Here is a 25,707-nt window from a genome sequence, read left to right as displayed (position 1 = left end):
GCGCGGGAGCGGGGGGGCAGATGCCGCACCGGCCAACCCGCCCCCGAGCGGGCTCGCCCCACGGCTCACGCCCACTGTCAGTGCCGCCTGCAACACTCGCGAACATGACCGAACGTTGGGCCCTCACCCCCCACGGGAACCACGGCGCCCTCCTCACCCCCCTCACGGAAGAGGGCCGCCCCGCCGGCGGACCCACCGAGGAGCCGGACCTCGTGGCGGCGGTCCGCGCCAGACCGCACGTCCGGCGCTGGGTCTGGCGCGCGACCCAGGAGGTCTACCCCCGCCTGCTCGCCGCAGGCGTCCGCGTGGAGCGCTGCTACGACATCGAGGCCGCGGAACTCCTCCTCCTCGGCCACGAGGGCCGCCTCGGCGAACCCCGCTCGGCCGCCGCCGCCTGGGCGAGGCTCCACAACGCCCCGGTCCCCCGGGACCCGCCCCCGAGGGCCGCGGTCCCCGGCTCCCAGGACTCCCTCTTCGACCCGGCCCCCACCACCGCGCTCCCCTTCGACGCGCTCGTCGAGGTCTACGCCGAGCAACAGCGGAGGCACGCGGCGGCCGAGCACCCGGACCGGATGCGCCTGCTCACCGCCGCCGAGTCCGCGGGCATGCTGGTCGCCGCCGAGATGCACGCCGCGGGCCTGCCCTGGCGCGCCGACGTCCACCGCGAGGTGCTGCGCGAACTCCTCGGCGAGCGCTACGCGGGCGGCGGCGAACCCCGCAGGCTCGCCGAGCTCGCGGACGAGGTCTCCGCCGCGTTCGGCCACCGCGTCCGCCCCGACCTGCCCGCGGACGTGGTGAAGGCGTTCGCCAAAGCGGGCATCAAGGTCAAGTCCACCCGCCGCTGGGAGCTGGAGGAGCTCGACCACCCGGCGGTCGCGCCCCTGATCGCGTACAAGAAGCTCTACCGCATCTGGACGGCGCACGGCTGGAGCTGGCTCCAGGACTGGGTGCGCGACGGCCGGTTCCGCCCGGAGTTCACCCCGGGCGGCACGGTCAGCGGGCGCTGGACCACCAACGGCGGCGGCGCTCTCCAGATCCCCAAGGTGATACGGCGGGCGGTCGTCGCGGACGAGGGCTGGCGCCTGGTCGTGGCCGACGCCGACCAGATGGAGCCGCGGGTGCTCGCCGCGATCTCCCGCGACCGGGGCCTGATGGAGGTCGCGGGCAGCGACGAGGACCTGTACACCCGGCTGTCCGCGCGGGCGTTCGCGGGCGACCGCGACCACGCCAAGCTGGCGGTGCTCGGCGCGGTCTACGGCCAGACCTCGGGCGACGGCCTGAAGAACCTCGCCGCGCTGCGCCGCCGCTTCCCGCTCGCCGTGGCGTACGTGGACGAGGCGGCGAAGGCGGGCGAGGAGGGCCGCCTGGTGCGCACGTGGCTGGGCCGCACCAGCCCGCCCGCGGCCGGCGCGGGCGACGCCGACGAGGAGGCCGGGATCCCCCAGGAGGAGCCGGAGTCCGCCGCGCCCGAGAGCGGGTTCACCCCGGGGTACGCGTCGAGCAACGCCCGCGCCAGGGGCCGCTTCACGCGCAACTTCGTGGTGCAGGGCAGCGCGGCCGACTGGGCGCTGCTGATGCTGGCGGCGCTGCGCAGGGCGACCTGGGACATGCGCGCGCAGCTGGTCTTCTTCCAGCACGACGAGGTGATCGTGCACTGCCCCGAGGAGGAGGCCGGGGCCGTGGCGCGGGCGATCCGCGAGGCGGGCGAGCTGGCCGGGCGGATCGCGTTCGGCGAGACCCCGGTGCACTTCCCGTTCACCACGGCGGTCGTGGAGCGCTATTCGGACGCGAAGTGACGCGCCGGTGCCGAGGGGCCTCCGGGAGTAAGGAGCCCCTCGGCACGAGCCCCCCGGCAGGAACCCTTCGGCACGAGCCCCTCGGCACGACGCGCTCAGGAACCGGCGCGGCCGTCCCTGAGCTTCTTCTCGTACGCGTCGCGCTCCTCCAGCTCCTCGGAGCTCCTCTCGAACCGCTCGACCAGCCACGCCGGATCCGCCGCGATCGCCTTCACCTCTTCCAGGGTGAGCGCGGGCTCGGCCGTGGTGGCGCGCCCCTTGGGCGACTCCGCGTTGTACGCGGAGATCCGCCACTGGGTCAGGAAGGGCCGCCAGACGTCCGCCTCCCGCAGCACCACGCCGGTCTTCTCCCCCTTCACCTGGCGGGACGCCCGCCGGACCTCGTTGGGCAGCGCCTCGGGGAACTCCTTCTTCGGGAAGACGATCCTGAACGCGTTGATGTACGTGGTCGCCCGCGTCTTCGGGTCGTACACCCACAGCTCCCCGTTGCCCTGGTTCTCGGAGTGCCTGCGCACCTCAAGCCGCTCGGGGAGCAGGGACGCCAGGATCTTCCAGCCCTCTGTCGGGGCGACCCTGCCGACCTCGTCGAACGAGGCGTCCACGAACCGCGCGACGTCCTGGAGCCTGCGTACGGTCATCGGCAGCCTCGCCCGCCGCGTCTCCTCGTTCTCGTCCCGCGCGTTGAACTCACTGACCTCGACGGCGTATCCGTACCTGCCGACCAGGGCGACCTGCCACTCCAGTACGCCCCGGTCGGTCTTGCGCAGCTTCAGCACGCGGTTGTCGGCGCCCGGTGTGCAGGACTCGACGTCGTCGTCCTTCGGGCAGGTCAGCAACTGCTTCGCCGCGTCGGACTTGGGGTCGACGCGCCGCACCGCGACGTCGACCCGGGCCCAGCCGGTGCTGTCGTCGAACGTCATGGACGCCTTCGCCGTGGGCCGGGCGCCTCCGGTGCTGCCGTCGGCCTCCACGTGCGTCTTGGACAGGTAGGGGCCGTTGACGTCGAGGGCGTTCTCCAGGATCTTGGCCATCTGCGCCGCCGAGACTTCGAGCCGCGTCGCGGGCGAACCGGCCGCGGACACTCCCTCGTCCCGGCGCAGCAGCTCCCCGCCGTACACCGCGCCGCCCGCGATCAGCGTGAACGCCAGCGCGCTGCCGACCGCGGCGGTCACCCGGCGGCGGACCAGCCTCCGGCGTCCGCGCAGGATGCCGGCCTCGGCGAGCGCCCCGGGCGCGGCGGGCACGAAGGTCTCCCCGGCGCGCCTGACCAGCACACCGACGTCGTCGGCCCCTTCGGCCGCTCCGGCCTCCTCCGGCCTGCCGTTTTCATTCAAGGACACGGTGAACCACCACTCCAGTCGTACAGAAGGTCAAGACGGCCGACCCGGCAGGGTCAGCCCATGAGGCTGGACTCCATGAGGCTGGGGCCGAGCGCGTCCCGCAGCCTGGCCAGGGCGCGCGTCGCCCTGGTGCGTACGGCGGCGGAGCTGACGTTCATCGCGTCCGCCGTCTCCTCGATGCTGCGGTCCTCCCAGTAGCGCAGCACCACCACCGCCCGGTCCTTGGGCGGCAGCCCGCCGAGCGCCTGGAGCAGCGCGACGCGCAGCGCGGGGTCGTCGGTCAGTCCCGGTGCGGTGTCGGGCAGTTCACCGGTCGGACGCTCGGCCGCCGACCGACGCCGTCGATAGGAGAGGAAGGTGCGTACGAGAACGGTCTGGGCGTACGCGGCAGGGTTGTCGATCTTCGTGAGGCGCCCCCACCTGACGTACATCCGCCCCAGCGTCTCCTGCACCAGATCCTCGGCGAGATGCGTGTCGCCGCTGGTCAGCAGACAGGCCGAGCGGTAGAGCCGCCCTGTGCACCCGGCCGCGAACTCACGGAACTCCTCCGCACGTGCGCTTCTCATGCCCTCCCCGTTCCTCGTCCCACACCCCTTCGACGCGACGGGCGGCGCGGAATGTTTCACGTGGAACCAAGGAGGACTTCCGCCCTTCCTCAGGGCGCCGCCAGCAACTCCCTCGCCACAGAGGTCTCTTCCTCCTCCACACCGGCCTCCTCCAGCACGGCCAGCGCCGCACGCCACTGCGCCCGCGCCTCTTCCTCCCGCCCGCGGGCCCGTGCCAGCAGCCCGCGCTGGATGCGTCCGAGGCCCACGCTCCTCGCGTCGCCGCGCTGTTCGGCCCGGTGCAGGACGAGCGCGCACTCGCGCTCCGCGTCGTCCGTCAGGCCCAGCTCGCGCAGGGACCGCACGCGCCCGATGCGGGACTGCGCCTGGGCGTGCCAGTCGCCGTCGTCCCCGAGCAGCCGCAGGCTCTCGTCGAAGTGCGGCAGGGCGGCCCGGGGTTCGCCGAGCTTGAGGTGGGCGTAGCCGATGTTGCAGTGCCCGACGTACTGCAACATCGTGCTCCCCAGCCGTACGCCGAGGGCACGGCTTCGCTCGTGGCAGTCGAGCGCGGCGCGCGCGTCGGAATGCTCGCGGAGGTTGCCCAGGTGGCTCAGTGTGATCGCCTCGCCGTGCGGATCGGCGAGCCGCCGCGTGTACTCCAGGGCGCCCTCCAGTGCCTCGGTGGCCTCCTGCCGCCTGTCGAGCCGTTCGAGGATCATGCCGCGGTTGCTCAGGCCGCGTTGGACGCGCCGGTCCTCGCCGAGCGTGCGCCACAGCTCGACGGCCACGTCGTTGAGTGCGAGCGCCGCCTCAAGCCGACCGGACAGGAAGTGCGCTCCCGCGAGGCCGTGGCAGGCGTGCGCCTCGGCGGCCGGGTCTCCGGCGGCCCGCGCGGCGTCGACCGCAAGCTCGTTGAGGTGGCGCAGTTCCTGGAACCGGCCGCGGCTCTGGAGGTACGGGGTGCAGGCGCGGACGAGTCGCAGCACGACGCTCCGGGCGTCCGCCTCCGCCGGGCCCGCCACCGCCCCCGGCTTCGCGTACCGCTCGGTGAGCGCGACGAGGGTCTCCCGCTCCCGCTCGACCCAGGCCGCCGCCTCCTCCTCCGAACCGAAGGGCGGGGCGTCACCGAGGGGCGGGGGCACCTTGAACTCCCCTTCGGGGCCCGGCGGGAGGACCGTGAGCGACGCCTGCCGCGCGCACTCCCCGTACCACCGCAGCGTCCTGTCGACGGCGGCGGCGCGCTGCCCTGGGGAGTCCTGCGTGCCGGCCAGTTCCCTCGCGAAGTCCCGTACGAGGTCGTGCGGGACGTACCGCCCGTAGGCGACCTCCTCCAGCAGGGCCACGCCGACGAGCCGGTCGAGCGCGGCGGCCGCGCGGCGCTCGTCGGTGCCCATGAGCCGGGCGACGACGGGCGTCTCGTACGCGGCGAGGTCGACGGCCCCCAGACGGCGCAGCGCGAGAGCGGCGTCGGGGCCGAGCCCGTCGTGGGCGACGGCCAGGGAGCGGCGCACGCTCAGGTCGTCGTACTCCAGGTGGTCGAGGCGCCCGTCCTCGGCGTCCAGCAGCCCGGCGAGCGCGTCGGGGGTGAGCGCGGCACGGGCGGCGAGGCGCGCGGCGACGACCCGCAGCGCGAGCGGCAGGCGCCCGCACAGCTCGACGAGGCGCCCGCTGTCGCCGAGTTCGCGCCCGGACAGGGACCGCAGCAGCCCGGCGCTCTCCGTGTCGGAGAGCGGCCCGAGCGCCACGCGGACGGCACCGTCGAGCGTGGCGAGCGGGGAGCGGCTGGTGACGACGACGGCGCACCCGTCGCCCGCGGGCAGCAGGGGCCGCACCTGCGCGGCGGACGCGGCGTCGTCGAGGACGAGGAGGGTGCGCGTGGGCGCGAGCAGCGAGCGCAGCAGGGCGGCGGCGGCTTCGGGCTCCTCGGGGACGTGCCGGGGATCGGTCCCGAGGTCGCGCAGCAGCGCGGCGAGGGCGTGCGCGGGGGCGAGGGGGGCCATGCCGGGGGTCGCGCCGTGCAGATGGACGTAGAGCTGCCCGTCGGGGAAGCGGTCGCGCAGGAAGTGCGCGACGTGCAGGGCCAGTGCGCTCTTCCCGACGCCGGGCATGCCGCTGAGCACGGCGACCCGGGGCGCGGCGGGGGCCGCGGCGGATCCGCCGAGGAGGGCGGCTCGGAGGGCGGCGACCTGCGGAGCCCGGCCGGTGAAGTGTCCGGGAGGCGGCGGGAGCTGGGCGGGGCGGCCGGATGCGGTACGGGGAGCGGGGGCGGCCGGACGGCCGACGCCGCTCGGCTCACGGCCGGATTCGACCCCACCGCCCCCAGCCCCCTCCCCACTCCCCACGCCCTCCGAGCGTCCCGAGCGTCCGGGGCCTCCCGAGCGTCCCGGGCCCTCCGAGCCTCCCCGACCCTCACCACCTCCCGAGTCCCCAACACCCCCCGAGTCCCCAACACCTCCCGGGCCCTCCTCGCCCCCGCCCCGCAGCACCTCCGCGTACGCCGCGCGGACCGCGGGACCGGGATCGACGCCCAGTTCCTCGACGAGGGTGCGGCGCAGCGCCTGGTAGACGTCGAGCGCCTCGGCCTGCCGCCCGCTGCGGTGCAGGACCAGCATCAGCTGCCGGTGGAACACCTCGCGCAGCGGGAACTCGGCGACCAGCGCCGCGAGTTCGACGAGCGTCCCGTCGTACCGCTCCAGGTGCAGCTGCGCCTCGTACCGCCATTCCAGTACCAGCATCCTGGCCTCGGTCAGCCGCCGCACGAAGGGCTGCCGACTGTCGGACGCGGACGCGTCGAGCACCCCGTCCAGCGGCGTCCCGCGCCACAGCGCGAGCGCCGCGCCCGTGTGCGCGTCGAGCGCGGCCCAGTCGCCGCGGGCACGCGCGTCGCGCGCAGCGCGCAGCGACTCCTCGAAGACCTCGCTGTCCAGCTCGCCGGGCTCGACGCGGAGCAGATAGCCGGGGTCCTCGGCCCGCAGCCGCCCGTCCTCGGCGAGGAGGCGGCGGAGCCGGGTGACGTGGTTGTGGAGGGAGGAACGCGCGGACGCGGGCGGCCGGTCGCCCCACAGCGCGGCCGTGAGCGCGTCGACGGGAACGACGGTATTCGGCCGCACCAGCAGCGCGCCAAGCAGCGCGCGCACCTTGCCGCTCCCCGGCGGAACGGGCCGACCGGCCGCATCGTGCAAGGTCAGAGGACCAAGCATCCCGAACCGCATGGATGCCTCCCCGTAGGCCCCTCCCAACAGCGTTGGCCACATGTTAGCGATCTGTTGGCGCGAACTGTTTCGATCACCCCATCGAGTCCGGCCGCCGGCGCTCGGCGTGGCGCACCACACTCGGGGGAGTGTCGCCGTGACGGCCGGATTCGGGGACAGAGAGGTCCCCGGTCATCGCTGAGTGGCCGGGGATCTCGTCACGTCCGGAGGCACACATGACCAGCACAGCATTCGACGAGTCCGAGCGCCGGAAGTGGGCGGGCAAGGCGGCGGCCTACGCGAGCGGCTTCGCCAGGCTCTGCGCCCACCCGATCCCGCTCCTGCTGGACGCGGCGGGCGTACGGGAGGGCACCCGGCTCCTGGACGTGGGCACCGGGACCGGCACGGTCGCCCTGGCCGCACATGCCAGGGGCGCGGAGGTCACGGCGGTGGACGCGGAACCGAGCATGGTCGCCCTGACGGCCAAGTCGGTCCCCGCGACAGCGGTACACCTGGCGGCACTCCCCGACCTCCCCTTCGAGAGCGGCCGGTTCGACGCGGTGACGGCCAACTTCGTCCTCAACCACGTGGGCGATCCCCGAGCGGCCCTGTCCGAACTGCGCCGCGTGACCCGCCCGGGCGGCCGCCTGGCCCTGACCATCTGGGCCGCCCCCGCGGCGGCCGGCCAGACCCTGCTGCCGCGAGCGGTCCGCGCGGCGGGAGCAACCCCGCCCCCGGACCTGCCGTCTCTCCCTCCGGAAGCCGAATTCCCCAGGACCGAAAAGGGACTTACCACCCTCCTCCGTTCCACGAACCTCCCCGACGCCACCTGCACCACCCTGCACTGGGACCACGAAACGACCCTGGACGAGTGGTGGAGCGGCCCGGCAGCGGGAGTGGCCACGATCGGCCAGACCATCACGTCCCAGCCCCCGGAGATCCGCGCAAAGATCAAATCCCACTACAAGTCACTATCCACCCCCCACTTAACCCCACCCCAAACCCTCCACCTCCCCCACAAAGCCCTACTGGCCCAAGCCACAAACCCCTAAAACCACCCCAGAGACCCGAGCACCAGAACACCCCACCCAAAGCCCCAGGCCGAACACCCCCGGCCCGGGGCTTCACATCTCACTGCTGCCACAAGGCTCAGTCGGCCGAGCGGAGTTCACCCGGCTCGTACAAGAGCTGGAACGTCTGCGTGTGGTCCCCGTCCATCCAGTACAGGGTCATGGCCGAGAGCATGCTCCTCTTCACGTACCGGGCTCGCGAGGAGATACCTTCGTCCTGTTCTGCCACCCACTTCTCCACACGTTCGGGCAGCCCGAACCTCAACACGTACACGTCCGGGTGCTCAGCCGACCGAAGCTCCCAGACCGGGTGCGACGCCGCTTGACCGATTCGGCGGAGGCGCACCGCATGCGTGGGGTGGATTCGCGCATAGTCGACGAACCCGTACAGGTCTTGCGAAGCCAGTCCCAGCACGAACGGGGCCGCAGGAAAGGCAAGGACGAGCCCGAGCTTCGACCGGCTGCGCAACGCACTCGCCAAGTGGTCGAGCGGCCCGCGGAAGACCTCCGCCAGAACCACGTCGTCGGTGTACATGTCCAGCAGAGGACCCCGGAGATACTGCCGCATCGCGTACACCTTCGGCCGCTGCGCGGCAGGCGTGACTTCTAGCGCCGCGTGAATGGCGTCCGCCGTTCTCCGCACCAGATTCCTGAGTACCGCGAAATCCGGCACAGAAAGGTCGATCAGGGATATCTGATGCGCCAGCGCATAATCCTGCGCTTCCTTGCTGAATCCGGACGTCGAGAAGATCGCATAGTTGTAGCGATATCGAGTCCTGGGCCGATTCGGCCCCAGGGGCGCGAGCGTCGTGGTCTCACCCTCGTTCACATCGTGGATCACACCATGACCGTTGCGTACTGTGGGCAACCCAACAGGCGCCGATGTCAGGTATTTCGCCTCGACGAACAGCCTGACGGGCAAGGAGAACGGCGGAACGTACCGAAACTGCCCGAGGGCGTCCACCTGATGCCACGCTCCACGCCCACGCACCAACAGTCCATTTTTGTCCTCCTTCAGCACTTTCCACGGATCTTTGTCGTGGTCATCCCTGTGCGTAAGGACTTCGAAGCCGCTGGACCTCAACATCCAGGCCAGAACTTCTTCCAGCAGATACCCGCGCAGGGGCCCCTTGCCTATCACTTTTCCTGTCACGAAGGCGATCCTATTTACGTCGCAGGACTCACTTCCAGCCCCACCTAAATCCTGAGGAAAAGCCCCTCCTGCGGCACCCAACGAGAGCGAGATGTGCCCACCGCGTGCCCCTGGCCAGCCGAACGCCTATCTGGCGATATCACCAGATGGGACACGAGGTCCGACCCTGCTCAGCAGCCATCGGCCTGGACAAGCATGACCTCGGTGCCACCGCCTGGACCGACTACCGCAATCTGCTACTGGCTCGCCGTCTACGAGCCGCCCTCCTGCGCACTCGACCTCAGCCCAGTCGTAGACATCCGGTCGCTACTATGGCGCGGCTGGCCCTCCGACACCGCCTTCACCACACCCGAGCACCTCATCCTGACCATCCGCCACGGCAGGAGGAAGATCCAGTACCGCTCCCACCTCACCGATGAACGCCTCGCCCGGACCGGGCTGTCACTCACCTCGACGACTTCATTAGTTCAAGATCAATAGGTACCTGCACCGGGTTGCTCTCGTCCGCGCGAAGGAGGCTGGCCACGGGGACGGGCGTGATCGCCTTCCACCCCACTCCTATGATGTGATGCCAGACACACATCGGAGGGGGCTCGTTGCCAGCAGATGAGAAGCAGCAAGAGGAATCGGAGTTCGAGGCCGAAGTACTGCGGATCTCCCGCGCACTCTTCGCCCCGGAGAACCAGTTTCAAGGCTCCACCTACATCGGCACCGCCGAGCGTGATGGCGTCTTCGTAGGACCGGATTCGGTTGTGATCGTCGAGTGCACGGTCTCCCGGCGAAAGGACAAGGCGGAGAAGGACGGCAAGAAGCTCTATGAAGCGTGCCTGGTTAAGGCTCGCGAGCACCCCTTCAAGTCGATCAAGGGCTTCTTCGTCACACGCGAGGAGCCCACCGCCGACCAACGCATGGCGATCAAGGGGTTCAACGGACCCCTTGTCGCCTGCAGCTTCGCTCAGCTGCGGAGCCAGCTCGTCGACTCCTTGCAGTACCTCAAACTGCGCAACTCCTACCCTTTCGGAAGCGCGCGAGAGCCAAGTACTGGCGACCACGCGGATCTCAAACCGTACGTCGCCGTCGACCCGGTCGAGAGCGGTACCGGCCAGCCATTCTCGGTCACTCGCGTAGCGCAAGAGGTGAAAGGCGGCAAGTCCGTTCTTCTGTACGGCGACTACGGGGCCGGAAAGAGCATGTTTCTCCGCGAGCTACACCAATGCTTGGCCAAGGCTCACCGCATAAACGCCTTCCGGTCGTTCCCCATCCTCCTTAATCTCCGCGACCACCAGGGGCAGATCCTTCCCGTCGAGGCGCTGGAGCGCCACGCCCGTTCCATCGGATTCCCTGCACCTTCGCAGCTGGTACGCGCCTGGCGCTCAGGCGACGTAACGCTCATCCTGGACGGCTTCGACGAGATCGCAACGCCCGGATGGATCGGCAAGACCTCGGCAATGCGTGATATTCGCCGCCGATCCGTGGAACTCGTGCGGCGGTTCTGCAACGAGTCACGTCGCTCGACCTCCGTCGTTCTGACTGGGCGGTCGCACTTCTTCGATAGCGAGATCGAGATGCGGAGTGCACTAGGCGCTCGCCCCGACTCCCTTTTCCTGATGGCGGGAGAGCCGACCGAGGTGCAGGTGAAGGAGATACTCGATGTCTATGGGTGGCACGATGCGTTGCCAGAATGGCTCCCCTCACGCCCCTTGCTCCTGAGCTACTTGGGCTCGTCCAATGTCCTCCAGGCATCTATCGAAGGGACGTTCGGCCGCTCTTCGGGTGAAGGCTGGCACATGATGCTGGACCGGATCGCCGAGCGTGAAGCAAGTATGGAGGTGGGTGTAGACGGGTTCACCATCCGTAAGGTTCTGGAACGGCTAGCCACCCAGGCCCGGCACACCACGGACGGGCTGGGACCGATCTCGCAAGGAGAGCTGACTTCGGTCTTCCAGTCTGTGTGCGGCTATGCCCCCGATGAGGGTTCCTATCAGCTCCTACAGCGGCTTCCTGGTCTCGGTGCCATGGATAGCGTCGACGGATCCCGACGTTTCGTCGACGTCTCCCTCGCGGACGCAGCGCGTGCAGGTGATGTCGTATCCTGCATCCTCGAACCAAACACGGAAAATCCCCTGCTGGGAATGACCGGTAGCATTGCGTGTCTGGACGAGGTCGGCATTGACGTGGCCGCCACGCGACTGGAGCAGGAGACGTCTGCAAGTGCGGGACGGGCTTACTCATCCGCCAGCGCCTTCCAACGCAACGGCGTCTCGGACGCCATCATCGCAGACATCACCCGAGTAGCCACGCGACTCTGGCCTGGAGATGCTCCCCGCACGCCGATCTCTCTCCACGAGATCGAGCTCCGCAGTTTCTCTCTGACTGCCGATGCGGAGAGCTACGACTGGCTGGCCTTCCACGACTGCGTGATCCAAGAACTGGACTTCACCGACCATGGGGGATACACACCTCCGCACTTCCAGAATTGCCTCATCGGACAGATGACAGGAGTGGCTGGGTGGTCGGCCCTCCAAGGGGACCGCTTCGTAAACTGCGAAGTAGCGCAGTTCGACGCACAGATGTCGACGGCCAAGGGCATCCTTGCCCTGAAGACGACACCGTTGAACAAAGTTCTACTCACGATACTGAAGAAGATCTACGCCCAACGAGGCACAGGGCGGAAGGAGTCTGCTCTCTATCGCGGGCTCGATTCCAAGCACCGGGAACTCGTTCCCGATGCGATTCAGCGGCTTACCGGGGAGGGTCTCGTCACCATCGCCCGATCAAGTAATACTCGCATCTACCTTCCGGTCCGCGGCATGGCGAGCCGTGTTCGGCGCATTCTCCAAGCCCCCCAGTCGAGCGATGACAGCATCCTTGAGTAAGGCACACCCCTCGGATCGCTGACCGCTGCTCGACGGCGCTCGGCTTTGATCACCCCGGCGGGTCCACGACCACTCCAGGTCGTGGACCCGCCGTACGCGTGTGGCTGCCGCCGATCCGGCTGCACGACCGCTGCCACCCTCATGTTGGCGGCCAACGTGGGCATCAAGATCGTGTCCGACACACTCGGTCACGGTGATGCCCCGACCACTCGCGACATCTACTCGGTCGGTTCCACCGGAAGGTCGCGTACGAGGCCGCAGAGGCAACAGCACGGCTCGACCCCAGAGGGGTTTCCCGCACCGCTGGGCTCACGCGGGTCCGTATACACCTGCCGAGGTCGTCATCATCCCGAACCCACCGACCCCGGACAACAGAAAACCCTAGATCAGAAACATCTGATCTAGGGTTTCTCTGAGCCGCCTTCGGGATTCGAACCCGAGACCTACGCATTACGAGTGCGTTGCTCTGGCCAACTGAGCTAAGGCGGCGCGCTGCCCGTTCACACATGGTGCGATCAGCAGCGTGGCCAAGTCTACACAGTTTCTGGAGTGCCCCCGACCACCCTCCCCGCAGGTCAGCCGCAGCGCTTCCCGTCCGTCGGGGGCGTGCCCTCCAGGAGGTAGGTGTTGATCGCCGTGTCCACGCAGTCGCTGCCCCTGCCGTACGCCGTGTGGCCGTCGCCGTCGTAGGTGAGCAGGGTGCCCGACGCGAGCTGGGACGCCAGGGCCTTCGCCCACTTGTACGGGGTCGCCGGGTCGCGGGTCGTGCCGACCACCACGATCGGCGCCGCGCCCCGGGCCTCCGTGCGGTGCGGGGCGCCCGTCGCGGGGACCGGCCAGTACGTGCAGTTCAGGGACGCCCAGGCCAGGCCCTCGCCGAAGACCGGGGACGCCTCGCGGAACGAGGGGAGCGCCGCCTCCGCGTCCTCGGGGGTCTTGAAGGCCGGCGGGAGGTCCAGGCAGTTCACCGCCGCGTTCGCGTACATCAGGTTGGCGTACTCGCCCTCCGCGTCGCGCTCGTAGTACTGGTCCGCCAGCATCAGCAGGCCCGCCCCGTCGCCGCCCCGCGCGGCCGCCAGCGCGGTGCGCAGCTGCGGCCACGCCGCCTCGTCGTACATCGCCGCGATGACGCCCGTCGTCGCCAGGGACTCGGTCAGCCGCCGCGCCTCGCCCGTACGGACCGGCTTCGCGTCCAGCGCCTTGAAGAACGCCTCCATGCGGCGCGCCGCGCCCGCGGGCGACTCCGTGCCGAGCGGGCAGTCCGGCTGCTTCACGCAGTCCGCCGCGAACGACCGGAACGCCGTCTCGAAGCCCGCCGTCTGGTCCCGGTTCATCTCGACCGCCGGGAGCGAGGGGTCCATCGCCCCGTCCAGGACCAGGCGGCCCACCCGGAACGGGAAGAGGTCGGCGTACGTGGCCCCCAGGAAGGTGCCGTACGACGCGCCCACGTAGTGCAGCTTCGCGTCCCCCAGCAGCGCCCGCAGGACGTCCATGTCACGCGCCGCCTCGACCGTCGAGACGTGCGGCAGCACCTTCGCCGACCGCTTCTCGCAGCCCGCCGCGAACTTCTGGAACGACGCCACCAGCGCCCGCCGCTCCGCCGCGTCGTCCGGCGTCTGGTCCACCTGCGTGTACGCGTCCATCTCCTTGCCCGACAGGCATTCGACGGGTTCGCTGCGGGCCACCCCGCGCGGGTCGACGGCCACCATGTCGTACCGCGCCCTGACCGGCGCCGGGTACCCCAGCGCCGCGTACCCCTGGAGGTAGCCGACCGCCGAGCCGCCGGGGCCGCCCGGGTTGACCAGCAGCGAGCCGATCCGCTGCCCCGGGCCCGTCGCCTTCTTCCGCGAGACGGCCAGCTCGATGTCGCCGCTCCCGGGCTCCGCGTAGTCCAGCGGCGCCTTCATCGTGGCGCACTCGAAGCCGGACACGCCGCACGCCCGCCAGGTCAGCCGCTGCTCGTAGTACGGCCTCAGGCCGTCGGGGACGACTGCGGACGCGGACTCGGACGCGGAGGCCGCCGTGCCCGCCGCTCTCGGGCTCGCTCCGACGCCCGCCCCGGTACTCGCCCCCGTACTCGCGTTGGACGGCGAACTGCCTCCCGTACAGCCGGAGAGCAGCAGGCCCGCCGTGGCCAGCACGGTCGCGGAAGTGCGGAGCAGTCGCCTGGAGTCCATCCTCGGAGCGTAGTCGCGCGGTGACGGATGGTGCCGCCCCCTGCGCTCGTACGGGTGAGGCCGCCCCCGCCCGTTCGGGACGCGGGCGTACGGACGTACGGGGCAGGGTTGGATACGGGGCACGGGCGTACGCCCCCGAACCGCACCCGCCCCGGAAGGCCGCCTCAGCCCTCGCGCAGCGCCATCGTCATCGCCTCCACCGCCAGCAGCGGCGCCACGTTCCGGTCCAGGGTGCCGCGGCACGCGATGACCGCCTCGATCCTGCGCAGCGTCCGCTCCGGGGTCGAGGACCGGGCGACGCGCTCCAGCGCGTCCCGCACGTCCTCGTTGGCCAGGCCGCGCGCCGAGCCGAGCTGGAGCGCCAGGACGTCGCGGTAGAAGCCGGTCAGGTCGGTGAGCGCGAGGTCCAGGCTGTCGCGCTGCGCACGCGTCTTGCGGCGCTTCTGCTTGTCCTCCAGGTCCTTCATGATGCCCGCAGTGCCGCGCGGCATCCGGCCCCCGGCCGCCGCGCCGAGCGCCGTCTTGAGCTCCTCCGTCTCCTTGGCGTCGACCTCCTCGGCAATCTCCTTGGCGTCCTCCGCCGAGGCGTCGACCAGCTCCTGCGCGGCCTTCAGACAGCCCCCGACGTCCTCGACGCGCAGCGGCACCTTCAGCACGGCCGTCCGGCGCGCGCGGGCCCGTTCGTCCGTGGCGAGGCGGCGCGCCCGGTCGATGTGGCCCTGGGTCGCGCGGGACACGGCCGCCGCGGTCTGCGGATCAATGCCGTCGCGCCGGACGAGGAGGTCGGCGACGGCTTCCACGGGGGGCGTCCGCAGGGTCAGCTGACGGCAGCGGGAGCGGATCGTGGGCAGCACGTCCTCGATGGAGGGCGCGCAGAGCAGCCAGACCGTGCGCGGCGCGGGCTCCTCGACGGCCTTCAGCACGGCGTTGCCCGACTTCTCGTTCAGCCGCTCGGCGTCCTCGACGAGGATGATCTGCCAACGGCCGTTGGCGGGCGACGTGAACGACTTGCGGACCGTGTCCCGCATGTCCTCGGCGAGGATCTGCGTGCCCACCGCGGCCACCGTGGAGACGTCGGCGTGCGTGCCGATCAGCGCCGTGTGACAGCCGTCGCAGAAGCCGCAGCCGGGGGCACCGCCCAGCGCTCGGTCGGGGCTGACGCACTGGAGCGCGGCGGCGAAGGCGCGGGCGGCGGCGACCCGGCCGGAGCCCGGCGGCCCCGTGAACAGCCACGCGTGCGTCATCTTCGACGCCTCGGGCGGGGCTGTGCGCTGCGCGGCGGCCGTCACCAGCGCGTCGGCGTCCCGGGCGGCGGCGCCCAGCTGCTCCTGCACGTGGTCCTGGCCGACCAGGTCGTCCCAAACGGTCATGGCCCCATTGTGCGGGAGGGGACTGACAACCCCCTCCCGCACCGGACGGGGCCCCGGGCGCTCAGCGCCTGCGACCGCCCCGGCCGCCGCGTCCCTCGGTGTCGTCGTCCCCGTGCGGGCCCAGCAGCTCGTCCGCCAGCGTCGGCAGATCGTCCAGCGGGGTCTCCTCCGCCCAGTCGGAGCGGCGGCGCGGGGTGCCGTCGGGGCCGACCTGGGGCAGCTCACGGGTGCGCTCGTCCCCGAGCGACCGCGCGGGCGCGGCCTGCGCCTCGTCGCGGAAGATGCCGCGCGGCACCCGGTCGGTCGGATCCGCGTCCCGTACCGGAACGTCCCGTACGGGCGGCAGGACGGCCGTCTCCTCGACGTCCCGCACCTGCGGCAGCACGGTCGTCTCCTCGGAGTCCGCCGGAGCCGAAGCCGGGGCAGCGGTCGAAGCCGGGGCAGGAGCCTGAGCCGTACCCCCGGCCGCCTTCTCGGCCGCCCGCCTGTCCAGGTCCGCCTGCGTGATCACCGGCGTCGGCACGGTGACCTCGTTGTCAGACACCGCGTCCGAACGGCCGGGCACCGCGTCCGCCACGGACGCCGAAGCCGAAGCCCGCGCCTCCGCGGCCCGCGCCTCCGCGGCCTCCGCGGCCTTCGCCGCCCGCGCCTTCGCGGCAGCCGCGGCCTCCGCCGCCTTCACCGCCTCGGCCTCGGCGGCAGCCGTCGCGGCGGCCGAGGCGGCAGCGGCCAGGCGCCGCGCCTCCTCCGCCCGCAGCAGCGCCTCCTCGGCCTTCCGCTGCTTCTCCAGCCGCCGCTCCTCGGCCTCCGCGCGCAGCCGCGCCTCCTCCTCGGCCTGCTTGCGGCGCCGCTCCTGCTCCTCGGCCGCCGCCTTGGCCTCGGCCTCCCTGCGGACCCGCTCCTCCTCGGCGAGGCGGCGCGCCTCCTCGGCCCGCTGCCTGGCCTCCTCGGCCTGGCGCTCGGCCTCGCGGCGCCGCGCCTCTTCCTCCTCGCGGCGCTTGCGCTCCTCCTCCTCGGCGCGCAGCTTGGCGAGCTGTTCCTGGCGCTCGCGCTCCAGGCGCTCCTCCTCGGCCTTGCGGGCGGCCTCTTCCTCGGCCTTCCTGCGGGCCTCCTCCTCGGCGGCCTTCCGCGCCTCCTCCCGGGCCTTGATCTCGGCCTCGGAGAGCGGCAGCATCTGGTCGAGCCGGTGCCGCACGACGGTCGTGATGGCGGCGGGCTCCTGCCCGGCGTCCACCACGAGGTAGCGGGCCGGGTCCGCGGAGGCCAGCGTCAGGAAGCCGGAACGCACCCGCTGGTGGAACTCCATGGGCTCCGATTCGAGGCGGTCGGGCGCCTCGGTGAACCGTTCCCGCGCGGTCTCGGGCGACACGTCGAGCAGGACGGTCAGATGCGGTACGAGGCCGCTGGTCGCCCACCGGGAGATCCGCGCGATCTCGGTCGGCGACAGGTCGCGCCCCGCGCCCTGGTAGGCGACGGACGAGTCGATGTACCGGTCGGAGATGACGATCGCGCCGCGCTCCAGCGCGGGCCGCACCACCGAGTCGACGTGCTCGGCGCGGTCGGCGGCGTACAGCAGCGCCTCCGCGCGGTTGGACAGGCCCGCGCTGCTGACGTCCAGCAGGATCGACCGCAGCCGCTTGCCGACGGGCGTCGCGCCCGGCTCGCGGGTGACGACGACCTCGTGGCCCTTGGCCCTTATCCACTCCGCGAGGGCCTCCACCTGGGTGGACTTGCCCGCCCCGTCGCCGCCCTCCAGGGCGATGAAGAAGCCGGTCGCGGCGGGCGCGACGGACGGCTCGGCGCCGCGCAGGGCGTCGCGCAGGTCCCGGCCGAGCGGAACGCCCGCCCGGTCGTCGGTCTTGGCGAGGACTATCACGGCGACGGGCAGCAGCAGCGCGCCGACCAGCATCAGCGTGAACGCCGCGCCGCCGTGCGCGAGCACCCGCTCGCCGACCGACAGCTCGGGCGTGCCGATCGCGGCGGCGAGCAGCGGGGCGCCGATCGCGCCGACGGCCAGGGCGAGCCGGGCCACGGCCTGGAGGTGCTCGGTGGTGCGGGCCTGCCGGAACTCCTCGGTCTCCTGGTCGATCAGGGTGTGCCCGGTGTTGGCCGCGACCCCGGCCGCGTATCCGGCGAGGAGGGCGAGCATCAGCACGGTCGCCGTGTCGGGCACCAGGCCCGCGGCGAGCAGGGCGACGCCCGTCGTGGCGACGGCGAGCGCGAGCAGGCGGCGGCGCGAGAGTCCGGGCAGCACCTTCTGCGCGGTGCGGATCCCCAGACCCGTACCGCCGACGAGGCCGAGGACCAGCAGCGCGAACGTCGCGGGACCGCCGCCGAGGTCGGCGGCGTGCAGCACGGAGACGGCCGCCGCGGCCGCGACGGCACCGGTGACGGCGCCGCAGGCGAGCACGATCAGCGGTACGGATCCGGTGCGGCCCTTGTCGGGGCCCGTCCCCGTGGACGGGCGGCGCAGGCCCTCCAGCGGGGAGCGGGGGCGCGGGGTGGCCGAGTCGGGCAGCTCGATGAAGTACAGGACGGATACGGAAGCGGCGAACAGTCCGGCCGCGGTGTACGCCCCGAGGGCAGCCTGGTGCTGGTCGAACCAGTCGACGCCGATGCCGAGCGCCTGTGCGATCAAAGTGGTGACCAGCAGGGCGGCGGCAGCGGCGGGGATCGCCAGGAAGTCCGTGCGCAGCGAGAGGCGGCGCAGCGCCCCGAGGTGGTCGGGCAGCGGGCGGACCGCGGCGCCCTCCAGCGGCGGGGCGGGCAGCAGGGCGGGGGCCGCGCTGTCCTTGGCGACGGTCCACACGCGGTCGGCGGCGGCCGCGACGAAGACGGTGACGAGGAGGACGAGCGGTGCGTTCGCCGGGGTCCAGGTGATCCACAGCGGCGCGACCACGAGGAGCGCGAGCCGCAGCCCGTCCGCCCCGATCATGGTCCAGCGCCGGTCGAGCGTCCTGATGCCGGTCTTGGTGCCAGCCGTGGCGCCGGTCTTGGAGCCGGTCTTGGCATCCGTCCTGGCGCCGGTCTTGGCGTCCGTCCTGGCGCCGCCGGGGCCGACGAGCGCGGTGAGCGGTCCCAGGAGTACGGCTCCGAAGAGCAGCCCGGCGACGGCACGGGCGCCGAACACCGCGGCGACCGCGAGGGCGGCCCCCCGGTAGCCCGTGCCGAAGGTGGCCTCCCCCACGGCCGCCTCCAGCGTCAGCAGGAGCAGCACCAGCAGCCCGAGGGCGTCGCCGACGCCGCCGGTGAGCTGGGCACTCCACAACCGCCTGAGCGTGGGTACGCGCAGCAGGGCCCGGACGGCTCGCTCGCGCGAGTCCGCGACAAGGGGGTTTGAGGTGTCTGGGGTGTCGGAGGTGGGGCTCACGACCTTTGGCTCCTCTGGCTCCTCGGTGACGCGCGTCATCCGCCCAGCCTATCCGCAGGCTCCGACACACCGAGGTGGCCGCCTGAAGATCGCTGCCGGGGGTGCCACCGGAAGCGCGGGCGGGCGGGCCGCCGCACGGGGCTTCCCTTCCCCGGAGGGGCCGGCCCGCCGCGGGCGGAACGGCACCCCCCCCGGGGCCCGGGACTCCTACTCCTCCGGCGCCGCGGTCTTCTTCGCGGCGGCCTTCTTCGCGGGCGCCTTCTTGGCCACGGTCTTCTTCGCGGCCGTCTTCTTCGCCGCCCCGGCCGTGGCCGTCGCCTTCTTCGCCGTGGCCTTCTTGGCGGGCGCCTTCTTCACGGCCTTCTTGGCGGTCTTCTTCGCGGGCCCCTTGGCCCGCTTCTCCGCCAGGAGCTCGTACCCGCGCTCCGGCGTGATCTCCTCCACGCTGTCGCCGGTCCGCAGCGTCGCGTTCGTCTCGCCGTCCGTGACGTACGGGCCGAAGCGGCCGTCCTTCACGACGACGGGCCGCTCGCTCACCGGGTCGGTGCCCAGCTCCTTCAGCGGCGGCTTCGCGGCCGCGCGCCCGCGCTGCTTGGGCTGGGCGTAGATCGCCAGCGCCTCTTCCAGCGTGATCGTGAAGAGCTGCTCCTCCTCCGTCAGGGACCGGGAGTCGGTGCCCTTCTTGAGGTAGGGGCCGTAGCGGCCGTTCTGCGCGGTGATCTCCACGCCCTCCGCGTCCGCGCCGACCACGCGCGGCAGCGACATGAGGCGCAGCGCGTCCTGGAGGGTGACCGTGTCCAGGGACATCGACTTGAAGAGGGAGGCGGTCCGCGGCTTCACCGCGTTCTTGCCGGTCTTCGGAGTGCCCTCGGGCAGCACCTCGGTGACGTACGGGCCGTAGCGCCCGTCCTTGGCGACGATCTGGTTGCCGCTCTCCGGGTCCTTGCCCAGCTCGAAGTCGCCGCTCGGCTTGGCGAGCAGCTCCTCCGCGTACTCCACGGACAGCTCGTCGGGCGCCAGGTCCTCGGGCACGTCGGCGCGCTGGTGGCCGTCCGCGCCCTTCTCGCCGCGCTCGATGTAGGGGCCGTACCGTCCGACGCGCAGCACGATGCCGTCGCCGACCGGGAAGGAGGAGATCTCCCGGGCGTCGATCGCGCCCAGGTCGGTCACCAGCTCCTTGAGCCCGCCGAGGTGGTCGCCGTCGCCGTTGCCCGCGGCGGACGCGGCGCCCGCTCCGGCCCCGTCGCCCGCGGCCTCGCCGAAGTAGAAGCGCCTGAGCCACGGCACGGACTGGGCCTCGCCGCGCGCGATGGCGTCGAGGTCGTCCTCCATCTTGGCGGTGAAGTCGTAGTCGACGAGTCGGCCGAAGTGCTTCTCCAGCAGGTTGACCACGGCGAAGCTCAGGAAGGACGGCACGAGGGCCGTGCCCTTCTTGAAGACGTACCCGCGGTCCAGGATCGTGCCGATGATCGACGCGTACGTCGACGGGCGGCCGATCTCGCGCTCTTCCAGCTCCTTGACCAGCGAGGCCTCGGTGTAGCGGGCGGGCGGCTTGGTGGCGTGCCCGTCGACCGAGATCTCCTCGACGCCCAGCGGGTCGCCCTCGGCGACCTGCGGCAGCCTGCGCTCGCGGTCGTCCAGCTCGGCGTTGGGGTCGTCGGCGCCCTCCACGTAGGCCTTCATGAAGCCGTGGAAGGTGATGGTCTTGCCGGACGCGGTGAACTCGGCGTCCCGGCCGTCGCTCGCCCTGCCGCCGATCCTGACGGTGACCGAGTTGCCGACCGCGTCCTTCATCTGGGAGGCGACGGTCCGCTTCCAGATCAGCTCGTACAGCCGGAACTGGTCGCCGCTCAGGCCGGTCTCGGCCGGGGTGCGGAAACGATCACCCGAGGGGCGGATCGCCTCGTGCGCCTCCTGCGCGTTCTTGACCTTCCCGGCGTACGTGCGCGGCTTGTCCGGCAGGTAGTCGGCGCCGTACAGCTGCGTGACCTGCGCGCGGGCCGCGGCGACCGCCGTGTCGGAGAGCGTCGTGGAGTCCGTACGCATGTAGGTGATGAAGCCGTTCTCGTACAGCTTCTGCGCGACCTGCATCGTCGCTTTGGCGCCGAAGCCCAGCTTGCGCGACGCCTCCTGCTGGAGGGTGGTCGTACGGAACGGGGCGTAGGGCGAGCGGCGGTACGGCTTGGACTCGACGGACCTGACCGCGAAGGACGTCTCGGCGAGCGCGGCGGCGAGCGCACGGGCGTTCGCCTCGTCCAGGTGCAGCACCTGGTCGCTCTTGAGCCGGCCGTCCGAGCCGAAGTCACGGCCCTGTGCGACGCGGCGGCCGTCGACCGTGGCCAACCGTGCGACGAGCGTGGAGGGGTCGGACGCGTCGCCCTTGCGACCGGTGCCGAAGGTGCCGGTCAGGTCCCAGTACTCGGCGGAACGGAAGGCGATGCGCTCGCGCTCGCGCTCGACGACGAGCCGGGTGGCCACGGACTGGACGCGCCCGGCCGACAGCCGGGGCATGACCTTCTTCCACAGGACCGGCGAGACCTCGTAGCCGTACAGCCGGTCGAGGATGCGGCGGGTCTCCTGGGCGTCGACCATGCGCTGGTTCAGCTCGCGCGGGGAGGCGACGGCGGCCCTGATCGCGTCCTTGGTGATCTCGTGGAAGACCATCCGGTGGACGGGGACCTTGGGCTTCAGGACTTCCTGGAGGTGCCACGCGATGGCTTCGCCCTCGCGGTCCTCATCGGTGGCGAGGAAGAGTTCGTCGGACTCGGCCAGCAGGTCCTTGAGCTTCTTGACCTGGGCCTTCTTGTCGGCGTTGACGACGTAGATGGGCTGGAAGTCGTGTTCGACGTCGACGCCGAGGCGGCGCACCTCACCGGTGTACTTGTCGGGCACCTCGGCGGCGCCGTTCGGGAGGTCGCGGATGTGCCCGACGCTCGCCTCGACGACGTATCCGGGGCCGAGGTACCCCTTGATCGTCTTCGCCTTGGCAGGGGACTCGACGATGACGAGTCGGCGGCCGCCCTGTGCGGTCTCGCTGGTCGGGGACAACTTCGCTCTTCTCTCCGGTCGGCGCTCGGTGGTCAGTACGGCGGTACCGCTGTACGGCTGCACCGCTGGCGTGGTTGACGCTGCTGTCGCTGCGGAGTGTGACGGTACAACCCGCCCCCGTGTCAAACGGCAAAAGCCCGCAACGGCCACTCGAACGGTAACCCGACTTCCGCCATTCCTGCCGCCCGGACTCCCGCCCCCCGCGCGGGACGCGCCGCCCGGCCGACCCGGGACGCCCCGCCCGGCCGCTTCCCGCCTGCGGTTTTCCGCCGGGCATCCGCCGGGAGTTCCACCCGGAGTTCCGCCCGGGGCCCGCCGCCGCCCCGGAGCGGCGGCGGCGCGGCCGCGTCAGATCCGGCCGAAGCACCACACACCGAGCGCGAGGAACCCCACGCCGAAGACCGTCGCGAACGCGATGGACACTGCGGGGCTCACTCCGTGTGCGACCGGCGCGCGGTGGCGCACACGCGCCCCTGTCCACAGCAGCAGTGCCGCGCCGAACAGCGCGAACGCCGTTCCGGCGAAGACCGCGGGCCCGCTCTCCATCCGGTTCCCCGTTCCTCCGCGCCCCCGGTGCCGCCGGGGCCCTGGCGCCCCGGCTCCGCCGGAAGGCTTCCCGGAAACGTGAGGCTGGCACCTTCGGGCGTCGTGGGCGCGAACTGCGGGTGAACGACGCGCGGGTTCACCCTCCGCGTTGCGCCGGGTCGGCCGTTCTCGCCCGTGACGGGTTTGGGAGCGCCGCGGCCGTACGGGTCCGCAGGGGGCGTACGGGCCCTGTACGGGGCCGGGGAGGCGTACGCGGAACGGCTGCCGGAGGCGTACGTGCCCGTCGCCCGGCCGTCATCCGGCCACCGCCCGGCCATCGCCCGGCCGCAGGCCGTCCCGATGCGCCCGAGGTGTCCGGAACGAGTGGAATATTGGCCGGTTTCACGCTGCGGACGGCGGACCGCGCGGCACGACCCCGCCGTGACCGCCCGGTGGCCGGTCCGGCGTCCAGCCCGGCGTCCAGCCCGGCGTCCAGCCCGGCGTCCGATCCGGCGACCGGCCCGTCGACCGGCCCGTCAACCGCCCCGGCGTGCGGGACACCGGCTGTCACACAGGCCCCTCCGGCCCCCGTGTCCCCCTCTTTAGCACCCGCCGCTCCCCTCACGCGGGCGTCAGGAAGCCCTCCTCCACCAGCAGCCGGATCGCCGCGGGAGTGCGGTCGCGCAGCACCACCGGGTCCTCGTCGAGCAACTGCGCGATGGCGTCCAGGATCTGACCGGCCGCCAGCGTCCCGTCACAGACGCCCGCGAAACCGGCCGCGACCGAGTCCACCCGGGTCGCCCTGCGCATCCCGCGGTTCTGCCGCAGCACCACGTGCTCCGGGTCGTCGGCGCCCGGCAGGCCGACCTGCTCCTGCACGACCTCGTCGGCGAGCTTGAAGCGGGCCGCGAGCAGCGCCGCGTCGTCGTGCTCCCGCAGGTAGTCCTGGCGCGCGAAGTGCGCCCGCACCTGGTCGCCGAGCGGCTGCTCGACCGGGTGCGGCCACTCCTCCACGACGACCGAGGGATCGTCCACCGCGGCGGCCGACCTGCGCAGCGTGATCCACCCGAACCCGACGGACCTGGTCCCGCGTGCCTCGAACTCGTCCAGCCACGCCTCGTACCGTGCGGCGTACTCCTCGGGTCCCGCCCGGTGGTCGCCCGCGTCGCGCAGCCACAGCTCGGCGTACTGCGCGACGTCCTGCACCTCGCGCTGCACGATCCAGGCGTCGCAGCCGCGCGGCACCCAGGAGCGCAGCCGCTCCTGCCAGTCCTCGCCCTCCACGTGCTGCCAGTTGGCCAGGAAGTGGGCGTAACCCCCCTCGTTGAGCACCTCGCCCGCGCCGCGCACCAGCGCGCGGCACAGGTCGTCGCCGCCCATGCCGCCGTCCCGGTAGGTCAGCCGGGCGCCGGGCGAGATCACGAAGGGCGGGTTGGAGACGACGAGGTCGTACGTGTGTCCCTCGACGGGCTCGAAGAGGGAGCCCTCGTACAGCTCGGCGGCGGGCGCCCCGGAGAGCGCGAGGGTCAGCCGGGTGAACTCCAGCGCGCGGGGGTTGAGGTCCGTGGCCGTCACGCGCGTCGCGTGCTGCGCGGCGTGCAGCGCTTGGATCCCGGAGCCCGTACCGACGTCCAGGGCCGATTCCACGGGTGTCCTGACGGTGATTCCGGCGAGCGTGGTGGACGCGCCGCCGACGCCCAGCACCACGCCCTCGTCGTGGCCGCTCGCGCCGCCCGCACCGCCGACGGCGAGTCCCAGGTCCGAGACGATGAACCAGTCCTGGCCCTCGGGGCCGCCGTAGGGCCGCACGTCGACCGCGGCGCGCACCGCGTGGCCCGTCGCGCCGCCCGTCTCCTCCCGGACCAGCCAGCCGCCGTCCAGGCACGCGTCGAGCGGGAGCACGGCGGCGGCACGGTCGGCCGGCACGGAGCGCTGGAGCAGGAAGAGGCGCACCAGCGTCTCCAGCGGCGACGCGCCCCGGGTGGCGCGCAGGGCGGGCACGGTCTCGCTGCGGGCGAGCGCGGCGTACGCGGGCGCGCCGAGCAGGTCGAGCAGGCCGTCGGCGGTGAAGGCGGCGGCGAGCAGGGCCTCGCGGAGGCGGGGCGCGAGGTCGGGCGCGGGAAGGCTGGTGGTACTCACCCGTCCATTGTGGACGCTGCCACTGACAAACGCCGAAGGCCCGGCGCCCCGATCGGGGCGCCGGGCCTTCGGCGAGGGGCCAACTGCCCCGTACGGCTGTGCGGCTGTCCGGCTGTGCGGGGTCGGCCGAGTGCCCGCCCGCCCGGCCTTCTGCCCGCCCGCGCGCTCGGCCGTGCGCCTACTCGGTTTCCTTGGCCGACGCGCCGTCCGAGGGCTTCGTCGCGGGCTTCGCGGGCGCCGAGGGCTTCTGGGACGCGGCGGGCGCGGAGTTCTCCGGGGGCAGGGACGGCGTCTTCTTCTGGCAGCCGGGCTGCTTGCCCATCGCCTTGCCGACCTCGCCCGCCTCCAGCTTCTTCAGCGCGGCGTCGCTGTTGTCGCCGATCTTGCCGAGCTCGATGGCGACGCCCTTGAGGCCCTGGGCGAACTTCGCCTGGTCGGTCGCGTCGAGCGCGTCGACCTTCTTCTTGAGGTTGGCGTACGCGACCGAGGAGGCGTTCAGCTCGGCGACCGCCTCCTTCTGGGTCTTCTCGCCGCTGTCGACGGGCGGGGCGCCCGCGTCCTGGACGGCGGCGCCGAGCGCCTTGTAGGCGTCCGACATCTGCTGGAAGGCCGCCGAGTCCGTCTTCTGGACCTCCGCCGGCTTGCTGTTGTCGTCCGTCTGCTGCTTGATGGCGGCGTTGGCGTCGGCGATCTTCTGCAGCTGGGGCTGGGCCTGGCCGCAGAACTTGCCCGCCCAGTCGTCCACCTTCTTGCCGTCGTCGCCGTCGTCACTGCAGCCCGTCAGCGCCAGTACGAGTACCGCACCGCTGGACAGTGCGGCCGCAAGCTTCTTGTTCACCGGATCGGTCCCTTCCGAGGCTCTCGGCCCCGGAACATACACGCCGAGCGGGCGACGCCCGTGTGCCGCCCGCCCCATTCGTACGCCATTGAAGCCATTTGCACCAAGAGAGACAAGACTCACCAGGGGCCTCTTCGGGCACGGAAGGGGGGGGGGGGGGGGGCAAACAACCCCCCCCCCCCCCCCCCGGGCGGGGCCCCCCCCCCCCCCCCCCCCCCCCCCCCCCCCCGCGCCCCCCCCCCCCGGGCCCCGCCCCCCCAAAGCCCCCG

Annotated in this window: 14 protein-coding genes, 1 tRNA gene and 1 pseudogene; 4 read left to right on the top strand and 12 right to left on the bottom strand. The window is 72.1% G+C overall.

What is annotated here, in order from left to right; genetic code table 11:
• The first annotated feature begins 104 nt into the window (after positions 1 to 104).
• Positions 105 to 1,796 (top strand): bifunctional 3'-5' exonuclease/DNA polymerase, encoded by a 1,692-nt coding sequence (locus ACIBNE_RS33045; protein ID WP_399278178.1) that lies wholly within the window; start codon positions 105 to 107, stop codon positions 1,794 to 1,796.
• 95 nt (positions 1,797 to 1,891) lie between these two features.
• On the opposite strand, the gene ACIBNE_RS33040 is transcribed toward ACIBNE_RS33045, so the two are convergent.
• From ACIBNE_RS33040 to ACIBNE_RS33030, 3 genes are all read right to left on the bottom strand, one after another.
• A complete protein-coding gene (locus ACIBNE_RS33040; protein WP_399278176.1) occupies positions 1,892 to 3,136 on the bottom strand; it encodes a hypothetical protein in 1,245 nt (414 codons plus the stop codon).
• Positions 3,137 to 3,189: 53 nt separating this feature from the next.
• Entirely contained in the window at positions 3,190 to 3,702 is a 513-nt protein-coding gene (locus ACIBNE_RS33035; RefSeq protein ID WP_399278174.1) for a SigE family RNA polymerase sigma factor, read from the bottom strand.
• Between the two features lie 89 nt (positions 3,703 to 3,791).
• Entirely contained in the window at positions 3,792 to 6,893 is a 3,102-nt protein-coding gene (locus ACIBNE_RS33030; protein ID WP_399278172.1) for a BTAD domain-containing putative transcriptional regulator, read from the bottom strand.
• A 215-nt stretch (positions 6,894 to 7,108) separates the two neighbouring features.
• On the opposite strand from ACIBNE_RS33030, the gene ACIBNE_RS33025 reads away from it, so the two are divergent.
• Complete coding sequence (locus ACIBNE_RS33025; RefSeq protein ID WP_399278170.1) at positions 7,109 to 7,924, top strand: class I SAM-dependent methyltransferase; 816 nt, start codon at positions 7,109 to 7,111, stop codon at positions 7,922 to 7,924.
• Positions 7,925 to 8,021: 97 nt separating this feature from the next.
• On the opposite strand, the gene ACIBNE_RS33020 is transcribed toward ACIBNE_RS33025, so the two are convergent.
• A complete protein-coding gene (locus ACIBNE_RS33020) occupies positions 8,022 to 9,095 on the bottom strand; it encodes a hypothetical protein (RefSeq protein WP_399278168.1) in 1,074 nt (357 codons plus the stop codon).
• A gap of 146 nt (positions 9,096 to 9,241) precedes the next feature.
• Between ACIBNE_RS33020 and ACIBNE_RS33015 the strand changes: the two are divergent.
• Both ACIBNE_RS33015 and ACIBNE_RS33010 read left to right on the top strand, forming a co-directional pair.
• Positions 9,242 to 9,310: pseudogene (locus ACIBNE_RS33015) on the top strand (YdcF family protein); the annotation flags it as partial.
• Between the two features lie 381 nt (positions 9,311 to 9,691).
• Positions 9,692 to 11,971, top strand: a complete 2,280-nt coding sequence (locus ACIBNE_RS33010; RefSeq protein ID WP_399278166.1) for an NACHT domain-containing protein — start codon at positions 9,692 to 9,694, stop codon at positions 11,969 to 11,971.
• 415 nt (positions 11,972 to 12,386) lie between these two features.
• Here the strand turns inward: ACIBNE_RS33010 and ACIBNE_RS33005 are convergent.
• The 8 genes from ACIBNE_RS33005 to ACIBNE_RS32970 form a co-directional block, all read right to left on the bottom strand.
• Positions 12,387 to 12,460, bottom strand: a tRNA-Thr gene (locus tag ACIBNE_RS33005).
• A gap of 86 nt (positions 12,461 to 12,546) precedes the next feature.
• Entirely contained in the window at positions 12,547 to 14,148 is a 1,602-nt protein-coding gene (locus tag ACIBNE_RS33000; protein WP_399278165.1) for an alpha/beta hydrolase, read from the bottom strand.
• Between the two features lie 164 nt (positions 14,149 to 14,312).
• Positions 14,313 to 15,518, bottom strand: a complete 1,206-nt coding sequence (locus tag ACIBNE_RS32995) for a DNA polymerase III subunit delta' (protein WP_399278164.1) — start codon at positions 15,516 to 15,518, stop codon at positions 14,313 to 14,315.
• A gap of 61 nt (positions 15,519 to 15,579) precedes the next feature.
• The gene (tmk, locus tag ACIBNE_RS32990; RefSeq protein ID WP_399278162.1) at positions 15,580 to 18,927 is read right to left on the bottom strand and encodes a dTMP kinase; all 3,348 of its coding nucleotides are present in this window, start codon (positions 18,925 to 18,927) and stop codon (positions 15,580 to 15,582) included.
• A gap of 168 nt (positions 18,928 to 19,095) precedes the next feature.
• Positions 19,096 to 21,936: a type I DNA topoisomerase gene (topA, locus tag ACIBNE_RS32985; protein WP_399278160.1), complete on the bottom strand. Its 2,841-nt coding sequence runs from the start codon at positions 21,934 to 21,936 to the stop codon at positions 19,096 to 19,098.
• A gap of 348 nt (positions 21,937 to 22,284) precedes the next feature.
• Positions 22,285 to 22,482 carry a hypothetical protein gene (locus ACIBNE_RS32980; protein WP_399278157.1) on the bottom strand — a complete coding sequence of 66 codons (198 nt, stop codon included), beginning with the start codon at positions 22,480 to 22,482 and terminating at the stop codon, positions 22,285 to 22,287.
• Between the two features lie 600 nt (positions 22,483 to 23,082).
• Positions 23,083 to 24,600, bottom strand: coding sequence for a methyltransferase (locus ACIBNE_RS32975; protein WP_399278155.1), 1,518 nt, complete (start codon positions 24,598 to 24,600; stop codon positions 23,083 to 23,085).
• A gap of 178 nt (positions 24,601 to 24,778) precedes the next feature.
• The gene (locus ACIBNE_RS32970; protein WP_399278153.1) at positions 24,779 to 25,438 is read right to left on the bottom strand and encodes a small secreted protein; all 660 of its coding nucleotides are present in this window, start codon (positions 25,436 to 25,438) and stop codon (positions 24,779 to 24,781) included.
• Between the last annotated feature and the right edge of the window lie 269 nt (positions 25,439 to 25,707).

The organism is Streptomyces sp. NPDC050504 (assembly GCF_044458065.1).
Classification (GTDB): Bacteria; Actinomycetota; Actinomycetes; order Streptomycetales; family Streptomycetaceae; genus Streptomyces.
Note: the sequence above shows the minus strand (reverse complement) of the source record. Positions and strands in the feature narration are given on the sequence as shown.